This is a genomic window from Ornithinimicrobium kibberense, from assembly GCF_006519705.1.
Classification (GTDB): domain Bacteria; phylum Actinomycetota; class Actinomycetes; order Actinomycetales; family Dermatophilaceae; genus Ornithinicoccus; species Ornithinicoccus kibberensis.
The window spans coordinates 1-20,040 of sequence record NZ_VFXM01000010.1; the positions used below are offsets into that span (position 1 = coordinate 1).

At 74.5% G+C, this 20,040-nt stretch carries 19 protein-coding genes; 9 read left to right on the forward strand and 10 right to left on the reverse strand.

Translation table 11 applies throughout. From position 1 onward, the window contains the following. Positions 1-197: 197 nt before the first annotated feature. The 4 genes from FJR00_RS09585 to FJR00_RS09600 form a co-directional block, all read right to left on the reverse strand. On the reverse strand, positions 198-1,466 hold the full coding sequence (locus tag FJR00_RS09585; RefSeq protein ID WP_141338527.1) for an acyltransferase: 1,269 nt from the start codon (positions 1,464-1,466) through the stop codon (positions 198-200). 77 nt (positions 1,467-1,543) lie between these two features. Beyond that, positions 1,544-2,479 carry an aldo/keto reductase gene (locus tag FJR00_RS09590; protein ID WP_141338528.1) on the reverse strand — a complete coding sequence of 312 codons (936 nt, stop codon included), beginning with the start codon at positions 2,477-2,479 and terminating at the stop codon, positions 1,544-1,546. A 55-nt stretch (positions 2,480-2,534) separates the two neighbouring features. Then, complete coding sequence (locus FJR00_RS09595) at positions 2,535-3,413, reverse strand: DUF72 domain-containing protein (RefSeq protein ID WP_202876634.1); 879 nt, start codon at positions 3,411-3,413, stop codon at positions 2,535-2,537. A gap of 27 nt (positions 3,414-3,440) precedes the next feature. Then, positions 3,441-4,901 carry a DEAD/DEAH box helicase gene (locus FJR00_RS09600; protein ID WP_141338529.1) on the reverse strand — a complete coding sequence of 487 codons (1,461 nt, stop codon included), beginning with the start codon at positions 4,899-4,901 and terminating at the stop codon, positions 3,441-3,443. Positions 4,902-5,018: 117 nt separating this feature from the next. Here FJR00_RS09600 and FJR00_RS09605 point away from each other — a divergent pair, with 117 nt between their 5' ends. Together FJR00_RS09605 and FJR00_RS09610 are read left to right on the forward strand one after the other, a co-directional pair. Continuing rightward, positions 5,019-6,104 carry a diacylglycerol/lipid kinase family protein gene (locus FJR00_RS09605; protein ID WP_238330418.1) on the forward strand — a complete coding sequence of 362 codons (1,086 nt, stop codon included), beginning with the start codon at positions 5,019-5,021 and terminating at the stop codon, positions 6,102-6,104. Between the two features lie 14 nt (positions 6,105-6,118). Next, complete coding sequence (locus FJR00_RS09610; RefSeq protein ID WP_141338530.1) at positions 6,119-7,345, forward strand: saccharopine dehydrogenase family protein; 1,227 nt, start codon at positions 6,119-6,121, stop codon at positions 7,343-7,345. Here the strand turns inward: FJR00_RS09610 and FJR00_RS09615 are convergent. Genes FJR00_RS09615 through FJR00_RS09630 form a run of 4 tightly spaced genes read right to left on the reverse strand, consistent with a single transcriptional unit; the run spans position 7,314 to position 11,810 of the window. Beyond that, on the reverse strand, positions 7,314-8,531 hold the full coding sequence (locus FJR00_RS09615; RefSeq protein WP_141338531.1) for a hypothetical protein: 1,218 nt from the start codon (positions 8,529-8,531) through the stop codon (positions 7,314-7,316). The genes FJR00_RS09610 and FJR00_RS09615 overlap by 32 nt on opposite strands. Before the next feature lie 9 nt (positions 8,532-8,540). Then, positions 8,541-9,515: an Lsr2 family DNA-binding protein gene (locus FJR00_RS09620; protein ID WP_141338532.1), complete on the reverse strand. Its 975-nt coding sequence runs from the start codon at positions 9,513-9,515 to the stop codon at positions 8,541-8,543. Positions 9,516-9,519: 4 nt separating this feature from the next. After that, the gene (locus tag FJR00_RS09625; RefSeq protein ID WP_377466301.1) at positions 9,520-10,620 is read right to left on the reverse strand and encodes an NAD(P)-binding domain-containing protein; all 1,101 of its coding nucleotides are present in this window, start codon (positions 10,618-10,620) and stop codon (positions 9,520-9,522) included. Continuing rightward, positions 10,617-11,810 carry an O-succinylhomoserine sulfhydrylase gene (locus tag FJR00_RS09630; protein ID WP_141338533.1) on the reverse strand — a complete coding sequence of 398 codons (1,194 nt, stop codon included), beginning with the start codon at positions 11,808-11,810 and terminating at the stop codon, positions 10,617-10,619. Before FJR00_RS09630 ends, FJR00_RS09625 begins: the two co-directional genes overlap by 4 nt. Positions 11,811-12,109: 299 nt before the next feature. Between FJR00_RS09630 and FJR00_RS15745 the strand changes: the two genes are divergently transcribed. The 3 genes from FJR00_RS15745 to FJR00_RS09640 are packed head-to-tail and all read left to right on the forward strand — an operon-like array spanning position 12,110 to position 13,790. Beyond that, positions 12,110-12,280 (forward strand): hypothetical protein, encoded by a 171-nt coding sequence (locus FJR00_RS15745; protein ID WP_158068678.1) that lies wholly within the window; start codon positions 12,110-12,112, stop codon positions 12,278-12,280. Beyond that, on the forward strand, positions 12,277-13,077 hold the full coding sequence (locus tag FJR00_RS09635; RefSeq protein WP_141338534.1) for an alpha/beta fold hydrolase: 801 nt from the start codon (positions 12,277-12,279) through the stop codon (positions 13,075-13,077). Before FJR00_RS15745 ends, FJR00_RS09635 begins: the two co-directional genes overlap by 4 nt. Continuing rightward, a complete protein-coding gene (locus FJR00_RS09640) occupies positions 13,077-13,790 on the forward strand; it encodes a maleylpyruvate isomerase family mycothiol-dependent enzyme (RefSeq protein WP_141338535.1) in 714 nt (237 codons plus the stop codon). The genes FJR00_RS09635 and FJR00_RS09640 overlap by 1 nt, the downstream gene beginning before the upstream one ends. 9 nt (positions 13,791-13,799) lie before the next feature. Here FJR00_RS09640 and FJR00_RS09645 read toward each other — a convergent pair whose 3' ends face one another. Beyond that, a complete protein-coding gene (locus tag FJR00_RS09645) occupies positions 13,800-14,534 on the reverse strand; it encodes a flavodoxin family protein (RefSeq protein ID WP_141338536.1) in 735 nt (244 codons plus the stop codon). Positions 14,535-14,673: 139 nt separating this feature from the next. On the opposite strand from FJR00_RS09645, the gene FJR00_RS09650 reads away from it, so the two are divergent. Continuing rightward, the gene (locus FJR00_RS09650; protein ID WP_238330420.1) at positions 14,674-16,002 is read left to right on the forward strand and encodes a bifunctional alpha/beta hydrolase/OsmC family protein; all 1,329 of its coding nucleotides are present in this window, start codon (positions 14,674-14,676) and stop codon (positions 16,000-16,002) included. An 18-nt stretch (positions 16,003-16,020) separates the two neighbouring features. On the opposite strand, the gene FJR00_RS09655 is transcribed toward FJR00_RS09650, so the two are convergent. Continuing rightward, positions 16,021-17,031 (reverse strand): NADP-dependent oxidoreductase, encoded by a 1,011-nt coding sequence (locus FJR00_RS09655; RefSeq protein ID WP_141338538.1) that lies wholly within the window; start codon positions 17,029-17,031, stop codon positions 16,021-16,023. A gap of 91 nt (positions 17,032-17,122) precedes the next feature. On the opposite strand from FJR00_RS09655, the gene FJR00_RS09660 reads away from it, so the two are divergent. The 3 genes from FJR00_RS09660 to FJR00_RS09670 all read left to right on the forward strand — a co-directional run bounded on the left by FJR00_RS09660 (position 17,123) and on the right by FJR00_RS09670 (position 20,021). Next, entirely contained in the window at positions 17,123-18,259 is a 1,137-nt protein-coding gene (locus FJR00_RS09660) for a zinc-binding dehydrogenase (RefSeq protein ID WP_141338539.1), read from the forward strand. A 161-nt stretch (positions 18,260-18,420) separates the two neighbouring features. Next, positions 18,421-19,005 (forward strand): sigma-70 family RNA polymerase sigma factor, encoded by a 585-nt coding sequence (locus tag FJR00_RS09665; RefSeq protein ID WP_141338540.1) that lies wholly within the window; start codon positions 18,421-18,423, stop codon positions 19,003-19,005. Beyond that, a complete protein-coding gene (locus tag FJR00_RS09670) occupies positions 19,002-20,021 on the forward strand; it encodes a hypothetical protein (protein ID WP_141338541.1) in 1,020 nt (339 codons plus the stop codon). The genes FJR00_RS09665 and FJR00_RS09670 overlap by 4 nt, the downstream gene beginning before the upstream one ends. The last annotated feature ends 19 nt before the right edge of the window (positions 20,022-20,040 follow it).

Below are 20,040 nucleotides of genomic sequence, written 5' to 3' on the forward strand. Positions count from 1 at the left end.
AAGGGCCCCACCCCCGAACAGCTGCTCGGACTGCCCGCCGAGCGGAGGGCCACCCTCGCGCCGCGCACCACGGAGGGCCTCACCGACAGCGCAATCCAGGAAGACGCCGACAGGTCGACCCGTGCGGACACCGGCTGGGACACCCGGCCCGGTCCCGGCGAGCCGCCGCCCTTCTGACGATGACGCCGCGGCTCAACTCACGAGACCGCTGCCGGGTCACCGGTGTCATCAGGTCTCCGGACTCTGTCCGGGGTCGTGCGCTCCACCAGCAGGACCATGGCGGCCACCAGGCAGGCCACCCCGACGAGCGGGACCGGACGTGGTCCGACCCCGGCGTGCCAGGCGATCGCCGTGCCCGCGATCCCCAGCACGGTGGCCGTGAGGACGGCGGGCCGCGACGTCGACACCTTCCACGAGCGGACCGTGCGTTCCCAGGCGATCACCGGGACCAGCACCAGCCCCATGAGCAGGACGGCCAGGACGAGGTAGAACGGCCGGAGGGCCAGCCAGGCCCCGGTGCCGGCAGGGAGCAGGACGTCCGGTGCGATCAGTCCGACGAAGGTCACCGCACCGAGGGCGGGCACGTGCCACAGGTAGACGAGCAGCAGCCGGGGCCCGAGCCACCGCGTCGCCGTGCCCACCCACGGCCGGGGCGGACGTGTCCCCACGGTCCGGCCGACGAGGGTCAGCACGGCGAGCTGCGCGACGCCCACCACCGAGAGGGCCGAGTTGGGTGGGGTGAGGTTGGACACGGGCCGGTCGGCCATGCCGACGTTGGTCGCGGCGTAGGGCCCGAGCTGCACCATGACCACCAGGGTCAGCACCGCCAGCAGCAGGACGACCACAGGGACGGGCGATGGCAGGCGCTGCACCGTCCCCCGGGCGTGCAGCACGCCGAGCTGGTGGCAGAAGAGCCACACCAGCACCAGGTTGGGCCAGCGCGCCTGCTCGTAGCCCACGCCCCCGGAGAACCACGCGAGATCCACCAGCAGCGACCCGCCGAGGAGCACCGCGGGAAGGACCCACCACCCGGCCAGGTCGTGCACGCGCACAGCTGCGGGCCCCACGACGACGCACAACAGGTACACCGCCATGAACCACAGGTGGTTCCCGGTCACCGCCGTCAGCCGTGCCCCTGTCCCCGGCGAGGAGACCGTCACGACCACGACCACCGCCAAGGAGACGACGACCAGCGCGAGGACGGGGCTGACGAGGCGCAGCAGCCGAGGGGCCAGGTAGTCGGTGTAGCTCCACCCTTTGGCCCCCTGCAACCGGTCCACGACCCGCGTCCCCGCGAAGCCCGCGGCTACGAAGAACAGGGGCAGCACCATGAGCACCCAGGTCAGCAGCGCGACGACCGGTCCAGCCAGCGCCGGCTCGGACCGCATCGTGCCCTCGACGACGGTCACCTTGAGGAACAGCCAGTGCAGGACGACGACGACCACCATCGACCCCGTCCGGGCCACGTCGACGACCCAGTCCCTGGCACCGTCGCCCGGGGCCTCGCCCAGGACAGGCAGGCCGGTCGGGGCGGAACCGGCGCTCAGAACCCCTCCGACGCCTCGTCCAGGCGACGCACGTCCTCGTCGGTCAACGTCGTGCTGGCTGCCGCCAGCAGCGGCTCGAGCTGCTCGGGTCGGGAGACGGACGCGATCGGAGCCGTCGCACCCTTGGCCAGCAGCCAGGCCAGGGCGACCGTCGCGGGCTCCACCCCGTGCCGACCGGCGACGTCCACCAGCACGTCCACCACCCGAAGTCCACCCGCCTCGAAGTATCGCCGGGCGGCCCCGCCCCGGGCCGCCCCCTCGAAGTCGGCCTCGCCGCGGTACTTGCCGGTGAGGAAGCCCGAGGCCAGCGCCGGGTAGGGGAACACCATGACCTGCTCGGCGGCCACGATCGGGGCGTAGTCCTGCTCGTACGTCTGCCGCGACACCAGCGACCATCGGGGCTGGATCGCCACCGGCACCGTGGCACCCTCCCGGTGCGCCGTCGCGAACCACTCACGCATCCGCTCGGGGGAGAAGTTCGACAGACCCACCGCCCGGGCCCGGCCCGAGCGCACGACCTCGTCGAAGGCCGCGACCTGCTCGCCCACCGGCACGTCCTCGTCGTCGAAGTGCGCGTAGTAGAGGTCGACGTGGTCGGTCTGCAGCCGTTCGAGCGACTCGTCGACCGCCGCGAGCACGTTCGCCCGTGACAACCCCTCACGACCGGGCTTGCGCGCGACCTTGGTCGCCACGAGCACGTCGTCCCGCCGCCTCCGCGCGGCCAGCCACGAGCCGATGATCGTCTCCGACTGCCCGCCGCGCCCGTCCAGCCAGGCGGCGTAGGAGTCGGCGGTGTCCACGAAGGTGCCGCCCGCCTCGACGAAGCGGTCGAGCACCGCGTGCGAGGTCGCCTCGTCGGCGGTCCAGCCGAAGGCGTTCCCGCCCAGGTTCAGGGGGAAGATCTCCAGGGGGCTGCCCGGCAGCTGCGGCATGCGTGGTCCTCTCGGGTATGCGGTGCGCTGGCAGCACTGTAGGCCCGCCGGCCGCTCACCCGCCCCAACCGCGCGGACCCCTATCCCCGGGCCGACGTGTCGACGCCGTCACCCCGAGCAGGTCGGCCAGCCGCATGGCGTCGTGCGGGGCGTGCACCTTGACGTCGTTGTCGAAGTAGACGAACACCTCCGCCTGCTCCGCCCAGCCCCGGATCCGCTCGGCCCACACGCCCAGGGCCTCCTCGCCGTACCCGCTCGTGTAGAGCTCGGTGTCCCCGTGCAGACGCACGTATACGACCGGGGCGGTGACCACGTCGTAGTAGGGCCACAGCCCCGCGGCGTCGGCGACGACGATCCCGACCCCGTGCCGGCGGAGCAGGTCGAGCAGCTCGTCGTTGTCGGCGAAGGTGGGGTGCCGCACCTCGAGCACGTGCCGCAGGGGTCGGTCGGGGTCCGGCCCGGGATCGGTCCACGCCGGCTCGCGCAGGCGGTCGTCGTGCCCCGCGGCCAGGACCGAGGCCTGGTATGCCGTGCGCGGCAGGCGCCCGAGGAAGTCGTCCAGCCGCTCGTGGTCGTACCGGAACCGCGGGGCCAGCTGCCACAGGAACGGACCGAGCCGGTGCTCCAGCGCCAACGGCCCGGACGCGAAGAAGTTGGCCAGGGCCGTGTCGACGTCGCGCAGCTTCTTCATGTGCGTGATGAACCGGCTGCCCTTGACCGACAGCACGGTGTCGTCCGGCGTCTGCTCCGCCCACGCCCGGTAGCTGCTGGGTCGCTGCAGCGAGTAGAACGACCCGTTGATCTCGACGGTGTCCAGGCACCGGGAGGCATACTCCAGCTCGCGCCGCTGCGGCAGCCCTGGCGGGTAGAAGACACCGCGCCAGGGCGCGTAGCGCCAGCCGGAGATGCCGATCCGGATCCGGTGGGTGCTCACCTCACCGACGGTAGGACAGCCGGGCCGTCAGCGACGGCCGGAACGACCTCCGCCGCTGGAGGTGGAGAAGGCGACGGCCGAGCCGCTGCCGGCGCCGATCCGCGAGCGACCCGCGCCGCCCGAGCGACCGGAACCACCGCCCGAGCGACCGCCGCCGGCCGACCGACCGGCACCGCCGCTGCCACGCCCGGAGCCGCCGGTGCGACGTCCACCGCCACCGTTGGCGCGACCGCCGCCGTTGCCACGGCCACGACCCTGCCCCTGGCCACCGGACTGCTCCCGCGTGGCCAGCTGCAGACCGCCGGGGACGAGCGTGCGCTCGCCGGGGGCCAGCTCCACGAGCACGGGGTGCTCGGGGTGGGCCTTGGTGATGGTCGGCCGGATGCCGGCGGCGCGGGTCAGCGAGCGGACGTCGCGGACCTGGTCGTCGGTCATGATCGTCACGACCGTGCCCGAGGCGCCGGCCCGGGCCGTGCGGCCCGAGCGGTGCAGGTAGGCCTTGTGCTCGACCGGCGGGTCGGCGTGCACGACGAGGGCCACGTCGTCGACGTGGATGCCGCGGGCCGCGATGTCGGTGGCGACCAGGGTGGTGGCGGTGCCCGTCTGGAAGGCGTCGAGGTTGCGCACGCGGGCGTTCTGCCCGAGGTTGCCGTGCAGCTCGACGGTCGGCACGCCGGCCCCGTTGAGCTGCTTGGCCAGCTTCTTGGCACCGTGCTTGGTGCGGGTGAACATCACGACCCGGCCCGGCGCGGCCGCCAGGTCGGTGAGCACCGGGAGGCGGTGGCCGGCGTCGATGTGCAGCACGTGGTGCGCCATGGAGGACACCGGCGACTGGGCCGAGTCCGCGTGGTGGGTCACCGGACGGTCCAGGTAGCGCTTGACGAGAACGTCGATCCCGGCGTCCAGCGTGGCCGAGAACAGCATCCGCTGTCCCTGCCGCGGCGTCCGGTCGAGCAGACGCTTGACAGCCGGCAGGAAGCCCAGGTCGGACATGTGGTCGGCCTCGTCGAGGACGGTGATCTCGACCGAGCCGAGGTCGGCGTGGCGCTGACCGATGAGGTCCTCGAGCCGCCCGGGGGTGGCCACGAGCACGTCGACCCCTGCCTGCAGCGCCCGCACCTGCGGGTTCTGGCCGACGCCGCCGAAGATCGTCAGCGTGGACAGGCCCGCGGACCGGGCGAGCGGCGCCAGCGCCTCGTCGATCTGCCGGACCAGCTCACGGGTCGGCGCCAGGATGAGGGCCCGGGGCGCGCGGCCCCGGACGGAGGAGCGCCGCGCGGCCTCGCCGGCGGTGAGCCGGGTCACCAGCGGCAGCAGGAAGGCGTAGGTCTTGCCGGAGCCGGTGCGGCCCCGGCCCAGGACGTCCCGACCGGCGAGCGAGTCGGGCAGGGTGGCGGCCTGGATGGGAGTGGGCACGGTGATGCCGCGCTCGGCCAGGAGGGAGGACAGGGAGGCGGGCACGCCGAGGTCGGCGAAGCTGGAGGTCACAGAGGAGTCTTTCGAGACGTATGCGGTGTCTCACCCGGCGCGCAGGCTCCGGTGGGGCGGCGCGACCTTGGGGGCGGCCCGGGGCCGCGCACAGATCAAGCGCCCCGAGGCGAGACGGTGCGGGGCGCTGGGACCAGTGTAGCGGTCGCCGGGCCCTCCTCCGGACAGCGACGGTCCGTCGCGGCATGGGCCTACCCTGGGAGCGACGAAGGAGGAGCCCTGCCCGCCGACGACATCCCGGACCGTCACCCGGACCGGCCCCGACCGCTCCTCGTGCTGGCCAGGCCCTCCCACGACGCCGAGGACCGCGAGCAGGTCGACCGCGTGCGGCGTGCCCTGACGACGGCCGCAGGTGGTGCGTCCGTGGAGGTGCGGGCCCCCGCCTCGGACGAGGAGTATGCCGCGGCCGTCGCCTCCGCCGTCGAGCCCGTCCCGCGCGACGTGGTCGTCCTCGGGGGTGACGGGTCGGTCCACCGGCTGCTGCAGGAGCTGCACGACCAGCGGCTGCTGCCGGCCACGGTCGGGCTGGTCCCCGCCGGCACCGGCAACGACCTGGCCCGCTCGGCCGGGATCCCGCTGGAACCGCAGGACGCCGCCCCGGTCGCGGCGACGGGTCGTCCCGCGCCGCGCGGGCTGCTCCTCGACGACACCGGCGGCGTCGTCGTCAACGCCGTCCATGCCGGCGTCGGCGCCGAGGCGACCGCCTCCGCCGGCGAGGTCAAGGGGGTGCTGGGCAGGGCGGCCTACGCCGTCGGCGCCCTCCGGGCCGGGCTCACCACTCGCGGCTGGCACCTGCGCGTCGTCGTCGACGGGCGGACCGTGGCCGACGGCTCCGAGCCGGTCCTCATGGTGACCCTCGCACTGGGCTCCTCGGTCGGCGGCGGGACCCGCGTGGCCCCGACCGCCCGTCCCGACGACGGCCTCGCGGAGGTCGTCCTCGCCCGGGGCAGCTCCGCCATCGCGCGCACGAGCTTCGCCCGCGACCTGCGCAAGGGACGGCATACCCGACGTCGCGACGTCACCGTGACCCGCGGCCAGGAGGTGCTCGTCGAGGCGGTGGGGCCGCAGGACGCGTTCCACGTCAGCGTCGACGGCGACGTCCAGCCCGGCCGGATCCGTCGACGGACCTGGCGGGTGGAGCCGGACGGGTGGCGGCTGCGGGTGCCCGCGGACCCGCCGGCCACGGCGCCGCCGTCCCCATGACCGACGATGGATCCATGACGCAGACCTCGCGGGACCTGGACATCACCCTCTACGGCGCGACCGGCTTCGTGGGTCGGCTCGTCGCCGAGCACCTGGCCGCAACCGCCCCCGAGGGCGTGCGCGTGGGCCTGGCCGGCCGCTCCCTCGACCGGCTGGCCCAGGTCCGGGCGACCCTCGGTGCGCGGGCCGCCGACTGGCCCCTCGTCCAGGCCGACGCGACCGACGAGGTGAGCCTGCGCGCGATGGCCGCCCGCTCCGCGGTCGTGGTGAGCACGGTGGGGCCCTACCAGCGCTACGGCGTACCCCTGGTCGTGGCCTGCGCCGAGGAGGGCACCGACTACGCCGACCTGACCGGGGAGGTGCTCTTCGTCCGCGAGGCGATCGAGCGGGTGCACGGGACCGCCCGCGGCACGGGCGCACGGATCGTCGTCTCCTGCGGGTTCGACTCCGTCCCCTCCGACCTGGGCGTCCACCTGCTGCACCGCGCGGCGCAGGCCGACGGCGCGGGCGGGCTGACCGACACGACGCTGTGGGTGCGGCGGCTGCGCGGCGGGATCAGCGGCGGCACGATCGACTCCCTGCGCGCGCAGCTGGAGCGGATGCGGCAGGACCCGTCCCTGCGACGTGTCGTCCTGGACCCCGAGGCGCTCAGCGGCGGGGCGACCGGCGCGCCCGGCCAGCGCGACCCCTGGCGGCCGTTCGTGGAGGAGGGCAGCGGCCGGTGGGCGGCACCGTTCTTCATGGGCCCGTACAACACCCGCGTCGTCCGGCGCTCGCACGCGCTGACCGGGGGTGGCTACGGCCGGCGGTTCCGCTACCGCGAACTGGTCCCCACCGGGCGTGGCGCGAAGGGCGCGCTGCGTGCGCAGGCTCTGGTCGGCGGGCTCGGTGCGCTCATGGGCTCGCTGGCGCTGCCGGTCGTCGGTCGGGTGGTCGACCGGCTGCTCCCCGCGCCGGGGGAGGGGCCGGACAGGGCGAGGCGGGAGGCGGGCTCGTTCCGCACCGAGACCGTCACCACCACCGAGGACGGGACCCGGTATGCCGCCACCGTCGCCGCCCAGGGCGACCCCGGCTACGCCGCCACGTCGGTGATGCTCGGGCAGGCGGCGCTGACGCTGCTCGCCACGCGCGGCTCAGGGCCCGGCGGGGTCCTGACCCCGGCGGTGGCGCTTGGCGACGCCCTCGTCGAGGCTCTGGGGGGACAGGGGTTCACCCTGGACGTGCGCCGCCTCGACGCCTGATCCGCAGGACCGCCTCGACGAGGTGGGCCAGCCCGCCGAGCGCGAAGACGGCGGCGAGGACCCACCGCCACCAGTGGCCGTCCCCGGCGAGCACGCTCACCGCCAGCAGGGCCGCGACGAGCAGCTCGAGGACCCCGAGGCCGACCGCTGCCCCGGGGTGGCGCCACAGCAGCCGCTCGAGCGCCGCCCACGGCGTGCGGCCGGTCGGTTCCTCGTCGTCCAGCCCCGCCATCGCCTCGGCGACGAACTGCGTGCCCGTCGCCGCGGGCCGCAGGGCCGTGCCGCCCTCCGGCTGGGGGTCGCCCGGGCGGCTCTCCACCAGCTCGGCCGCCACCGGAGGCAGGCCGAAGGTCGCGGAGACCTCGCGCAGGAAGTCCGTGCCGACGCGGTGCGCGTCGCGCCAGCCCAGCAGGACCCGGTGCTGCTCGTCGGTCATGCCCTCGGGCCGCTCCGGAGCCTCGGCCGGATCCGCCGGGTCGGCCAGCCAGGCCGCGAGGTCCACCGCCGCGGCGTCGGCGCCGTCCGGCGGGGCGGGGACCAGGCGCGGCTGGTGGTCGGCGGCGACGCGCAGGTCGGACTCCTTGGCCGAGGCCGCCCAGAGGAAGACGCGTCGCTCGCCGCGCCGGTCGAGGACGGCGAACGGGTAGCCGCCGGTGAACCGGCGCGGCGGCCCGGCCAGGACGCGCTCGGGCCCGAACCCGGTCGCCACCACCACCCAGCCGTCCACCCGGTGGGCCGTCAGCGGCATCCCGAGGTCGCGGGCGAAGGCGGCCGCGAGGACGGTGTCGTCGCCGCGGTAGGCGTAGACCACCCGGCTGTCCTCCTCCGGCCGGCGTGCGGCCTCGACGATCTCCGGGACCGGCAGCCACGGCGGCCCGACGAGCTCCTCCGGGCCCACGGCCGCACACGTCCGCAGCTCCGCCAGCAGCTCCTCGACGAACTCCTCGACCGGCGGACCGGGCACCGGCGCGCCCGCCTCGTCCAGGAGGGCCACCCGCCCCTCGGGCGAGACCGGCAGCCGCAGCAGGACCAGGTCCCGGGTGGCCAGGGCGGCACCGGGCAGGTAGGCGGCCACGGCACGGCGGGCCGCCAGCGCCGTCAGCAGCTCCTCGTCGTCGAGGAACTTCCACGACGCGTGCGACCGGTCGCGCATGACCTCCAGCGTCAGCTCCAGCCAGTCGGTCATCCGCGCAGGCTACCGGTCCGGTCCGACGGCACGTCCGCCGCTCCGCTCGAAGGCGGCCCAGACCTCCTGGGGGATCCGACCGCGGTCGGAGACGGCATATCCCTCCTGCCGCGCCCACGCCCGCACCTGCGCAGGGGCGGGCGGCCGCGCGGACGGCAGAGGGCTCGCCTCGGCGCCCACGTGGGCCTCCTCGGCCGCGTGGGTGAGCGCCGCCCCCAGGAAGCGGTAGGTCCACTCCTGTGCCAGGGACCGGTTCTCGCAGAACACGATCGGCACGGCCGGGAAGCGTGCCTGGCACTCGCCGAGGGCGTCGGCGACGACGGCAGGACGGACCCGGTCGAGCGTGAACACGGCTGAGTAGCGTTCCTCCACGACGACGGCGGCCGCGGGGAGCACCGCCAGGTCGGCCAGCACGTAGCGCATCCGGCCGCTCGTGAGGGTGGCGACCAGGTCCGGCAGCGACTTCCGCTCGACCGAGGCGACGAGCCGGCCGTCGACCTCGACGCCGTAGTCGCCGGCGACCAGCGACTGGCGGCGGGTGAGGACCTGCTGGTGGTCGAACGTCCAGGCGTAGCGCTCGTGGCTGTCGACGAGCACCTCGAGGTCGGCGACGCCGGAGGCGCGGGCCGTGGGGAGGGCGACCGCGGGCCGCGCCTGCCTCGCCGTCCGAGCGGTCTGCCAGAAGATCGCCTCGCGGCCGCCGCGGACGCGGGTGAGCACGAACTGCGAGCGGTTCTCCCGGCCGCGGGCCAGGACGAGGTCGATGCTCGCCCCGCGGCGCACGCACGAGCGGGTCGGCACGGCCTCGACGATCTCCGGGTCGCGGGGCCAGCCCGCGGCGCGGTGGCAGTAGACCTTGCCGGTGCGCGGCCAGGTGTCGCGCGCCTTGAGCACCACGCCCTCCGGCCCCAGCGGGACGCGCAGCAGGTAGGGCAGCGAGGTGCCCTCCTCGGGGTTGCGGGCGATGAGGAAGTCGTCCGGCACGAGGTCAGGGTATGCCGAGCTCGTTCACCAGGGCGGTGACCGCCGCGCGCCCGGCCCGGTTCGCGCCGATCGTGGACGACGAGGGCCCGTAGCCGACGAGGTGCAGGCGCGGCTCGTCGGCCACCTGCGTGCCCTCCATCCGGATGCCGCCGCCGTGGCCCCGCAGCCCGAGCGGCGCCAGGTGGTCCAGGGCGGCCCGGAAGCCGGTGGCCCACAGGATCACGTCGACCGCCAGCACCGACCCGTCGACCAGGCGGACCCCCTGGGGGACGATCTCGGTGAACATCGGCCGGCGGTCGAGGGCACCGCGTTCCTGGGCCGCCCGCAGCGTGGGGGTGCGCAGCAGGCCCGTGACCGAGACCACGCTCTGCGGGGGCAGGCCCTGCCGGACCCGTTCCTCGACCATCGCGACGGCCTGCCGACCGGCGTCGGCGTCGAAGTCGTCCTCCCGCCAGACCGGCTCCCGGCGGGTGAACCAGCTGGTCGTCGTCAGCTGGGAGATCTCGTCGAGCAGCTGCACGGCCGAGATGCCGCCGCCGACGACGGCCACGTGCTGCCCGTCGAACTCCTCGGCCGCGACGTAGTCGGCCACGTGCAGCTGCCGGCCGGCGAAGGTCTCCTGCCCGGGGTAGATCGGCCAGAAGGGCTTGCGCCAGGTGCCGGTGGCGTTGACGACCGCGCGGGTCGAGAAGGTCCCGGCGGAGGTCTCCACCCGCAGGCGTCCGCGCGGGTCGTCGTCCTCGCGCTCCACCCGCCGCACCTTCACGGGCCGCAGCACGGGCAGGTCGAACTCGTCCTCGTAGCGGGCGAAGTAGTCCACGAGGAACTCCGAGCTCGGCGCGCACGGGTCCGGCTCGGGCACGGGCATCCCCGGCAGCTGGGCGATCCCGTTGACCGTGGCCATCCGCAGGGAGCGCCACCGGTGCCGCCAGGCGCCGCCGGGGCCCTCCTCGCCGTCGAGGACGAGGTAGGTGCCGGGGGCCTTCGGGTCGTCGGCACCGTCGCCGCCCGCGGGCACGAAGCCCCGCCGGCGCAGGTGGGACGCCGTGGACAGGCCGGCCTGCCCGGCGCCGAGCACCAGCACGTCGAGGTGGTGCACGGTCAGCCGAACGCCGCGGCCAGGCCCCTCGCCACGTCCTCACGCAGGTCGTCCAGGTCCTCCAGCCCCACCGACAGGCGCACGGTGCCCTCCTCGATCCCGGCCGCGGCCCGTGCCTGCTCGGGCAGCCGGCGGTGGGTGGTCGTGGCCGGATGGGTGGTCAGCGACTTCGCGTCCCCGAGGTTGTTGGAGATGTCCACCACCTGCAGGGCGTTCATGAAGCGGAACGCCTCGGCCCGTCCGCCGTCGAGGGTGAAGGTGACGACGGTCCCGCCGCCGGTCATCTGCCGGCGCGCGAGCTCGTGCTGGGGGTGCGAGGGCAGCCACGGGTGGAACACCCGCCGCACCCGTGGGTCGGCCTCGAGCTCGGTCGCCAGGGCCAGCGCGCTCGCGGCCATCCGCTCCACCCGCAGGGTGAGCGTCTCCATACCCTTGAGGGTGACCCACGCGTTGAAGGGGGACAGGGACGGGCCCGTGTGGCGCACGAGGGTGCGGATCGGGCCGCCGACCAGCTCGGCCGACCCCACGATCGCCCCGCCCATCACGCGGCCCTGGCCGTCGATGTGCTTGGTCGTGGAGTAGACGACGACGTCGGCCCCGTGGTCCAGGGGGCGGGAGAAGACGGGCGTGCCGAAGACGTTGTCGACCACCACGACCGCCCCGGCCGCGTGCGCGAGCTCGCTGACCGCGGCGATGTCGACGAGCTCCTGCGTGGGGTTGGACGGCGTCTCGAAGAACACGGCCGTCGCGGGCGTCGACAGCGCCTGCGCCCACTGGTCCAGGTCGGTGCCGTCGACGAACGTGGCCTCCACGCCCCAGCGCCGCAGCACCTCGTCGACGACCACGAAGCAGGAGCCGAACAGCGCTCGGGAGGCGACGATCCGGTCGCCCTGGGCGCACAGCCCGCCGAGGGTGGTGAAGACCGCCGACATGCCCGAGGCCGTCACCTGGCACGCCTCGGCCTGGTGCAGCAGCCGCAGCCGTTCCTCGAGCATGGCCACCGTGGGGTTGCCGTAGCGCGAGTACACGAACCGCTCGATCTCGTCGCCGAACGCCGCGTCGGCCTCCTCGGCGCTGGAGTAGACGTAGCCGGAGGTCGGGTAGAGCGCCTCGGCGGTCTCGTCGAACCCGCTGCGCATCAGTCCGCCGCGGACGGCCAGGGTGTCGGGTCTCCAGGCGGCGGGAGGCTGCTCCATGGGAGGTCAATCTAGGGCGCGGACGGGTCGGGGGAGCAATCCTCGGTATGCCGTCGTCCGGCCCGGTCCGCCGGTGATCTTCGCCGGTCTGCGGGTGGGGGACGCGGATCCGAGGTCCAGCCGGGGACCGGCCGCACCATGGTCGGAGGAGGGTGGGGACCGACGAATTTTCGCCGTGCTCGCACGCCTCGCGCGATGTGAGCGACGTCACCGCAGCATCCGGCGGCCACATCCTGTCGGTGAAGCGGGAACGGGAGCATTCTTGGGGGGAGGAAGGAGAACGACCAGAGGACGTTGTCATGTGCCCCGGCTGCGCGACGAGCCTCCTGGAGGTCACGACGAACCAGCTCGCGGAGCTGCCTGCCCTGGTCGATGGGGTGCTGGCCGCCTCGCCGGTGACCCGGGACGTCCACGCCACCCCCGAGTCGTGGGAACCTGTCCTCATGACCAGGACGGACGGACCGCGATGACAGGACCGGTGCTGACGGGGCAGTGGCTGACCCCCGACCGCGGACGACGCCTGCTGGTCGTGGGCCCCTCGCTGGGGACAGGTGTCGTCGCCCTCTGGCAGGAGTGCTCCCACCACCTGGGGGACCACGAGGTGGACGTGCTGGGCTGGGACCTGCCGGGGCACGGGGACGGGGAACCGTCCGGCGAGGTGTTCACGGTCGAGGACCTCGGCCGCGCCGTCGTCGACCTCGTGGAGCGGCACCGACCGGGAGCGCCGTTCGCGTACGCGGGGGTGAGCGTGGGTGGACTCGTCGGCCTGGCCCTGGCCACCGGCCGCTCGGGGGCGGACGACCGGCTCACGGGCAGCGCGGTCATCTGCTCGGACGCCAAGGTCGGGACGGCCGACGGCTGGCACGAGCGGGCCGCCGCCGTCCGCCGCGACGGGACGTGCAGCATGGTCGAGGGGTCCAGGCAGCGGTGGTTCGCCCCGGGGTTCGTCGAGCGGGAGGCCCGTGACACCGCGGCCCTGCTGACCAGTCTCGAGCACGCCGACGACGAGTCCTACGCCCGCGTGTGCGAGGCCCTGGCGGTGGCCGACCTGCGCCCCTGGCTCACGAAGGTGTCCGTGCCGGTGCTCGTGCTGGGCGGGCGGCACGACCAGGTCGTTCCCCCCGAGTCGCAGGAGCGGCTGGCGGCCGCGATCCCGGGGGCCACGCTGGTCATCGCCGAGCAGTCGGCCCACCTCGCCCCGGCCGAGCAGCCGCGCGAGGTCGCCGAGGTGCTGGCCGGCTGGCTCGACGAGGAGGCCCGGTCCTGATGGCACCGCCGCTGACCCGGTCGCTCGCCTGGGCCGACGAGGGCACCGACATCTTCGCCAGGGTCCTGTCCGGGCTCGCCGACGAGGAGCTCCGCGCGCCGTCGCGCCTCGAGGGATGGAGCCGGGCGCACGTGGTCGCGCACGCCGCGGCCAACGCCGAGGCCCTGTGCAACCTTGTCGCCTGGGCGCGCACGGGGGTCGAGACGCCCATGTACGCCTCCCGGGAGCAGCGCGACGCCGACATCGAGACCGGCTCGCGCCGGACCGCCCCCGAGCTGCGTGACTGGTTCACCACCTCCGCCGCTGCCCTGCGGGCCGACCTGGACGAGCTGTCCCAGGAGCAGTGGGAGCACCGCGTGCGCACCGGCCAGGGGCGGATGGTCGAGGCCACCCAGGTGCCCTGGATGCGGGCCCGGGAGGTGTTGATCCACGCCGTCGACCTGGGGGCCGGGGTGTCCTTCGCAGACCTGCCCGAGGGGTTCCTGCACGACCTGGTGGACGACGTCGTGGCGCAGCGGACGGCGGCCGTGGCCGAGGGCGGGCACCCCGTCCTCTGGCTGCACGACGAGGCTGGGGAGCGCACCTGGCGCATCGGCGAGCCCGACGACCCGCCGGCCTCGCCCGAGGCGCGGGGCACGGCCGCCGAGCTGGCGGCATACCTCACCGGGCGGGGCGACGCCGGTTCGGCGCCCGCACTGCCCCGCTGGCTCTAGCCGGTCCGGTCAGCCGTCGGTCTTCACCGGTTCCGGGCCGGCGTAGCCGAACCGTTCGCCGCCCTGGAGCGCGTCCCGGTCGTTGCCGTAGGTCGGCAGGCCTCCGGCCCGGCGCAGCAGGTCGGCGGTGTGCATGAGGTTCCAGGACATGATCGTGGCGTTCGTGCGGGTGAAGTCGCTGTCGAAGCCGACCGGCACGTCGTCCTCGCGCGGGTCGCCGTAGGAGGGGCCGGGCCCGATCTCGCCGATCCATCCGACGTCGGCCTGGGGCGGGATGGTCAGGCCCAGGTGGGACAGCGCGAACAGCAGCGACATCGCGGTGTGCTTGACGCCGTCCTCGTTGCCGGTGATGACCGCCCCGCCGACCTTGCCGTAGTAGATCGACTGGCCGGCGTCGTTGAGCTGGCCGGACATGGCGTAGAGCCGCTCGACGACGCGGCGGCAGACCGATGACTCCTCACCCAGCCAGATCGGGGTGCCCAGGACGAGGATGTCGGCGGCCTGGACGCGGGGCCACAGGTCGGGCCACTCGTCGCGCTCCCAGCCGTGCTCGCGCATGTCGGGCTGGACGCCGGGGGCGATGTCGTGGCCGACCGCGTGCAGGCGGTCGACGGTCACCCCGGCACCGGTCATCAGGTGGTCGACGACGTCGAGCAGCCGGCCGGTGTGCGAGCGGGCCGGGTCCGGCGTCAGGGAGCAGTTGACGAGCAGGGCGGTGAGGTCTTCGTAGCGGGGTGCGTCCATGGTGGCTCCTCGGGGTGGGTGGCGGGACCTCCCAGCCTGCCACCGTCGACCGTCGCGTGCCGGACGACGGGGGGCGGACATGGACCGGGCGTGCGAGGCTGGGCGCAGCCCATCAGCAGGACGACCGCGGAGGTATGACGTGGAGCAGGACAGGCAGGCCGTGCGGGACGGGGAGCGCACCACCGTGCGGGAGGTGACCTTCCCCGGGGCCACCGGGGCGGACCTGGCCGCCACCCTCGAGCTGCCGGACGGACGCCCGCGGGGCTACGCCGTCATGGCGCACTGCTTCACCTGCACCAGCGACGCGCACGCCACGACCCGCATCTCCCGGCTGCTGGCCGAGCGGGGGTATGCCGTGCTGCGCTTCGACTTCACCGGCCTGGGCGACTCCGAGGGCGACTTCGCCGAGACGACCTTCACCACCAACGTCGAGGACCTCGTGGCGGCCGCGGCGTGGATGGGGCGCGAGTGGGGCGACGTCGGGCTGCTCGTGGGGCACTCGTTCGGCGGCGCGGCGGTGATCGCCGCGGCCGGGCAGATCGACACGGTCCGGGCCGTCGTCACCGTCGCGGCTCCCGCCTCGACCGACCACGTGCGCCACCTGCTGCGCGGCGCCCGCCCCAGCGACGAGGGCGAGGACCGGTTGCAGGTCGACATCGGCGGCCGGCCGTTCGTCATCGGCCAGAGCTTCCTGGACGACATCTCCGAGCAGTCCCAGACCGAGCGGCTCGGGGCGATGGACGCGGCATTGCTCGTGCTGCACTCGCCGCAGGACCGGGTCGTCGGGATCGACCAGGCGGGCAAGATCTTCGCCGCGGCCGACCACCCCCGCTCGTTCGTCTCGCTCGACGGCGCCGACCACCTGCTCTCCGACCACGCCGACGCCGAGTTCGCCGCCGGGATCATCGCCACCTGGGCCGGGCGCTACCTGCCCGAGCCCGACGCGGCCGCGGCCGACGAGACCGGCGCGCAGCCCCGGGACGAGGCCGCGCAGGCGGTCGCCACGGCCCAGGTCACCGAGCCGGTCCCGGAGGGGGTCCGGGTGACCGAGCGCAGCGCCGACGCCGGCTACGCGCACACCGCCGAGGCGGGACGGCATACCTGGGTCCTGGACGAGCCGACCGCCGCCGGGGGCGACGACGACGGGCCCGACCCCTACCAGGTGATGCTGTCGGCGCTGGGCGCGTGCACCTCGATGACCATGCGGATGTATGCCCGGCGCAAGGGCTGGGACTACGGCACGACGTCAGTCACCGTGCAGCACAGCAGGATCCATGCTAAGGACTGCGAGGACTGCGAGACGAAGGAGGGCCGGCTGGAGCGCATCGACCGGACGATCACCCTCGACCCGTCGTTGTCGGAGGAGCAGCACGTGGCCCTGCTGCGCATCGCCGACAAGTGCCCCGTGCACCGCACGCTGACCGGGACCGTGGAGATCTTCACCGAGGGCAAGGTCTCCCGGGACTGACGGTGGGCCCCCGGCCGTTCACCGCAGCTGGATGACGAGCTTTCCGTCGTTGCTCCCGTCGTAGAGCATGGCGATGGCGCCGGGTGCCTGGTCGAGGCCGTGGAGGACGTGTTCGCGGTGGGCGAGCTGGCCGGTGCGGATCTTGTCGGCCAGGTCGGTGACGGCCTCGGGGAGGGCGTCGAGGTGGTCGAAGGCCAGGAAGCCCTCGATGCGGGCGCGTCGGGTCAGGATGATGCGTTCGGTGCGGGGGCCGGTGGGCCAGGGGTCCCAGGAGGTGATGGCGGCGGTGCCGCAGACGAGCACGGAGGAGTGGGGTGCCAGGCGGGCCATGACGGCGTCGGTGACGGGGCCGGAGGTGTTGTCGAAGTAGTGGTCGACCCCCTCGGGGGTGGCCTCGGCCAGCTGGTCGGGGAAGTCGGGGGCGCGGTAGTCCAGGCCGACGTCGTAGCCGAACTCCTGGACGCACCGGGTGGCCTTGGTGGGGCCGCCGGCGATGCCGACGGTGCGGGCGCCCAGGTCGGCGGCGAGCTGGCCGACGACGGACCCGACGGCGCCGGCGGCGGTGGAGACCACGACGGTGGATCCGGGCCGGGGGCGCAGGACGCGGTGGACGCCGGCCCAGGCGGTGAGGCCGTTGAGGCCGAGCACGCCCAGGGACAGGGAGCGGGGCAGGTCGGTCTCGGTGAGGGTGCGCCAGACGGTGGTCGCGTCCACGACGGCGTGCTCGGTCCAGCCGAACATGCCCATGACCACGTCGCCGGGCTGGTGGTCGGGGTGGCGGGAGGCCAGCACCTCGCCGACGGCGAAGGAGCGCAGGACCTGACCGATCGCGACGGGTTCGGCGTAGTTGGCCACCGGGCTGACCCACCCGCGCATGGCGGGGTCGACCGAGAGGTAGTCGTTGCGGACCAGCAGCTGGCCCTCGGCCAGGTCCGGCACCCGGGCCTGGCGGATCTCGAAGTGCTCGGGCCGGGGCACGTCCTCGGGGCGGGCGACCAGCACGACCTGCCGGGTGGTGGCGGGTGTCATGGACCCAGTCTCTCCCGTCCCCGCCCTCGCCGACCGCTGGCGCCCACGGCATGATCGGGGGCAGTCCGCCACACCGACGAGGGAGACGACGATGACGACGTCCGGGTCACTGCCCACCACGATGCGCGCGGCCGTGTGCCGCGAGGACGGCCACCTCGTCCTCGAGGACCTGCCTGTGCCGCAGCCGCAGCGGGACGAGGTCCTGGTCAGGGTCACCGCCTGCGGGGTGTGCCACAGCGACCTGCACGCGCTGGACGGCCACATCGCCTTCCCCCGGCCGGCGGTGCTCGGGCATGAGATCTCCGGCACGGTCGCGGCGCTGGGGCCCGGGGCCGGGCGGGACGGCCTCGCCGTCGGGCAGCCCGTCGTGGGCGCCTTCCTCATGCCCTGCGGCCGCTGCCGCTACTGCGTCCAGGGACGGGACGACCTCTGCGAGGAGTTCTTCGCCAGGAACCGGCTGGGCGGCCAGCTCTTCGACGGCACCAGCCGGCTGCGCACGACCGACGGCGAGACGGTGGCGATGTACTCCATGGGAGGGCTGGCCGAGTATGCGGTCGTCCCCGCCACCGCGGTCGCGCCCGTGCCGGAGGGGATGGAGCTAGCACCCGCCGCGGTCCTCGGGTGCGCCGGGCTGACCGCGTACGGGGCCGTGCGCCGGGCGGCCGACCTGCACCCGGGGGAGAGCGTGGCCGTGGTCGCGGTCGGCGGCGTCGGGTCCAACGTCGTGCAGCTGGCGCGCGCGTTCGGCGCCTCCGAGGTGGTCGCGGTCGACGTCGACGCCGACAAGCTGGCGGCCGCCTCGCGCATGGGGGCGACGGTCACGGTCGACTCGCGCGACCCCGACGCGCGTGAGCAGGTCCTCGCCGCCACCGGGGGACGTGGGGTGGACGTGGCCTTCGAGGTGCTCGGCCGCCCGGAGACGTTCGAGCTCGCGCTGCAGCTCGTCGCCCCCGGCGGCCGGATGGTCCCGGTCGGCCTGGGCCGCGCCGGCCAGGACGCCCCGGTGGAGATCAACCTCATGGTCCGCCGCAGCCTGCGGATCATCGCCAACTACGGCGCTCGCACCCGCACCGACCTGCCGGCCGTCGTCGACCTCGCCGACCGTGGCGTGCTGCGCTACCGGGACGTGGTGACCCGGACCTTCGACCTGGCCGACGTCGACGCCGCCTACGCGGCGCTGCGGGCCGGGGAGGTCACGGGCCGGGCCGTGGTAACCATGGGGACCTGAGGGGTATGCCGCACCGCCCCGTCGAGGAACACCTCGCCGGGGCGGACGTCCCCGGTTCCCGCCGGATGCGTATCCCCACCGGTCGGCCGGACGTGTCAACCTGATGGCGTCGGATGCGACTAGTGGGCATGAGGGACGTAGCCGAAGAGGCGGTGACAGGCATGTCGCAGGCGGGGCGGGAGCCGCGTGCGCCCGCGGACGCTGACGCCGCCACCACCCCCGTCGGCCAGGTCCGGCCCGAGGCCGTGGAGCTCACGAGGGACGAGGTGGTCGAGAGCCTGTTCCGGGAGCACTACGAGGGCCTGCTGCGCCTGTCGTACTGCCTGCTGGGGGACCGGTGCAGCGCCGAGGACGTGGTCATGGAGGCCTTCTGCTCGCTGCAGAGCCACTGGTCGACCCTCCGCGACCGGACCGCACCCCTGGGCTACCTGCGCGTCTGCGTGCTCAACCTCTCCCGCTCCCGGATCAGGGCCCTCGTCAGGGAACGGTCCCGTCCCGGGTGGGTCGAGCCCACGCCGTCACCGGACACGAGCGTGTCCGTCGTCGACCGGGACGAGGCGCACCGGCTCGTCGAGGCCGTGCGTGCCCTGCCCCGGCGGCAGTGCGAGGTCATCGTCTGCCGCTACTTCCTCGAGCTGAGCGAGGCCGAGACGGCCTCGCTGCTGGGACTGAGCACCGGGTCGGTCAAGCGTCACGCCCACCGTGCCCGCGCGACCCTTTCGACCACCCTGGAGGAGACCCGATGAACATCGACGAGAGGCTGCGCAGCTCGCTGCAGACCGTGGCCCGCGAGGTCTCGGTCACGGACGAGGAGCTCGTGCACGCCGAGCACCGGTTCGTCCACCGGCGGGAGCAGGCAACTTCACGGCGGCGCTGGAGCACGGGCCTGGTCGCGGCCGCGGCCGTCGGCGCGTTGGTGCTGGCGGGGGTCGTGGGCTGGCGAGAGCTGCAGGAGACGGCGGCGCCGCAGCCGGCGGCGCCCGTCCCCGAGCCCGTGACCGAGCTGCCGCTGGACGTGGAGAGCCTCGCGGGCGTCTGGCTGACCGCAGACTTCAGCGGCGAGCTGTGGAACTTCCACCGCAACGGCACCGTCACCCTCGTCGACCCCACCCACAAGGGGACCGACGTCGAGGGGCCGGTGTCCTACACCTTGACCCCGACGGGGATCGAGCTGCCCGAGGAGATGTGCGACTGGGCGCTCCGCCTCACCGACGACGGCCGCCTGGGTGGGCGGGTCGTCCGGACCGCCGCCTCCGACAGCCCCTGCGCGGGCGTGGACCAGATGTCCTGGATCCGGCTCTCGCCGATGTCCGAGGCCGGCGCGGACCTGGTGTGGACCGGCACCACTCCGGAGGGGAACGCCGAGAGCGCCAGGGTGCACCACGCCCCCACTGAGGTCAGAGGCCTCCCGCACGTCTCCCGCGCCTGGCTGCAGCAGGGGACCGGGCGTGTGCTCGTCGTGACGACGCCGGAGGACTCGGAGACAGGCCGCTACGTCCTCGACGACGACGGCGAGCTGCTCTCGACCCCCGACGACGTCGGCGAGGTCTCGATCGACCCCTCGGGCGACCTCGTCCTCACCAGCAGCGAGGAGTCCCTGGGGTGCCCGGCAGGGTCCACGGCCGTCCTGGCGGAGCCCGTGCTCCGCGGGACGGGCGGCACCATCCCGCCGGCGCCCGCCCCCGCGCTCATGGTCAGCTCCGGCGCCTCCGAGTGCGCCGAGCACGCCGAGCTCGGCGGGGTGTGGATCAGGGTCTCCTGACGACGTCCGCACCCCCGGG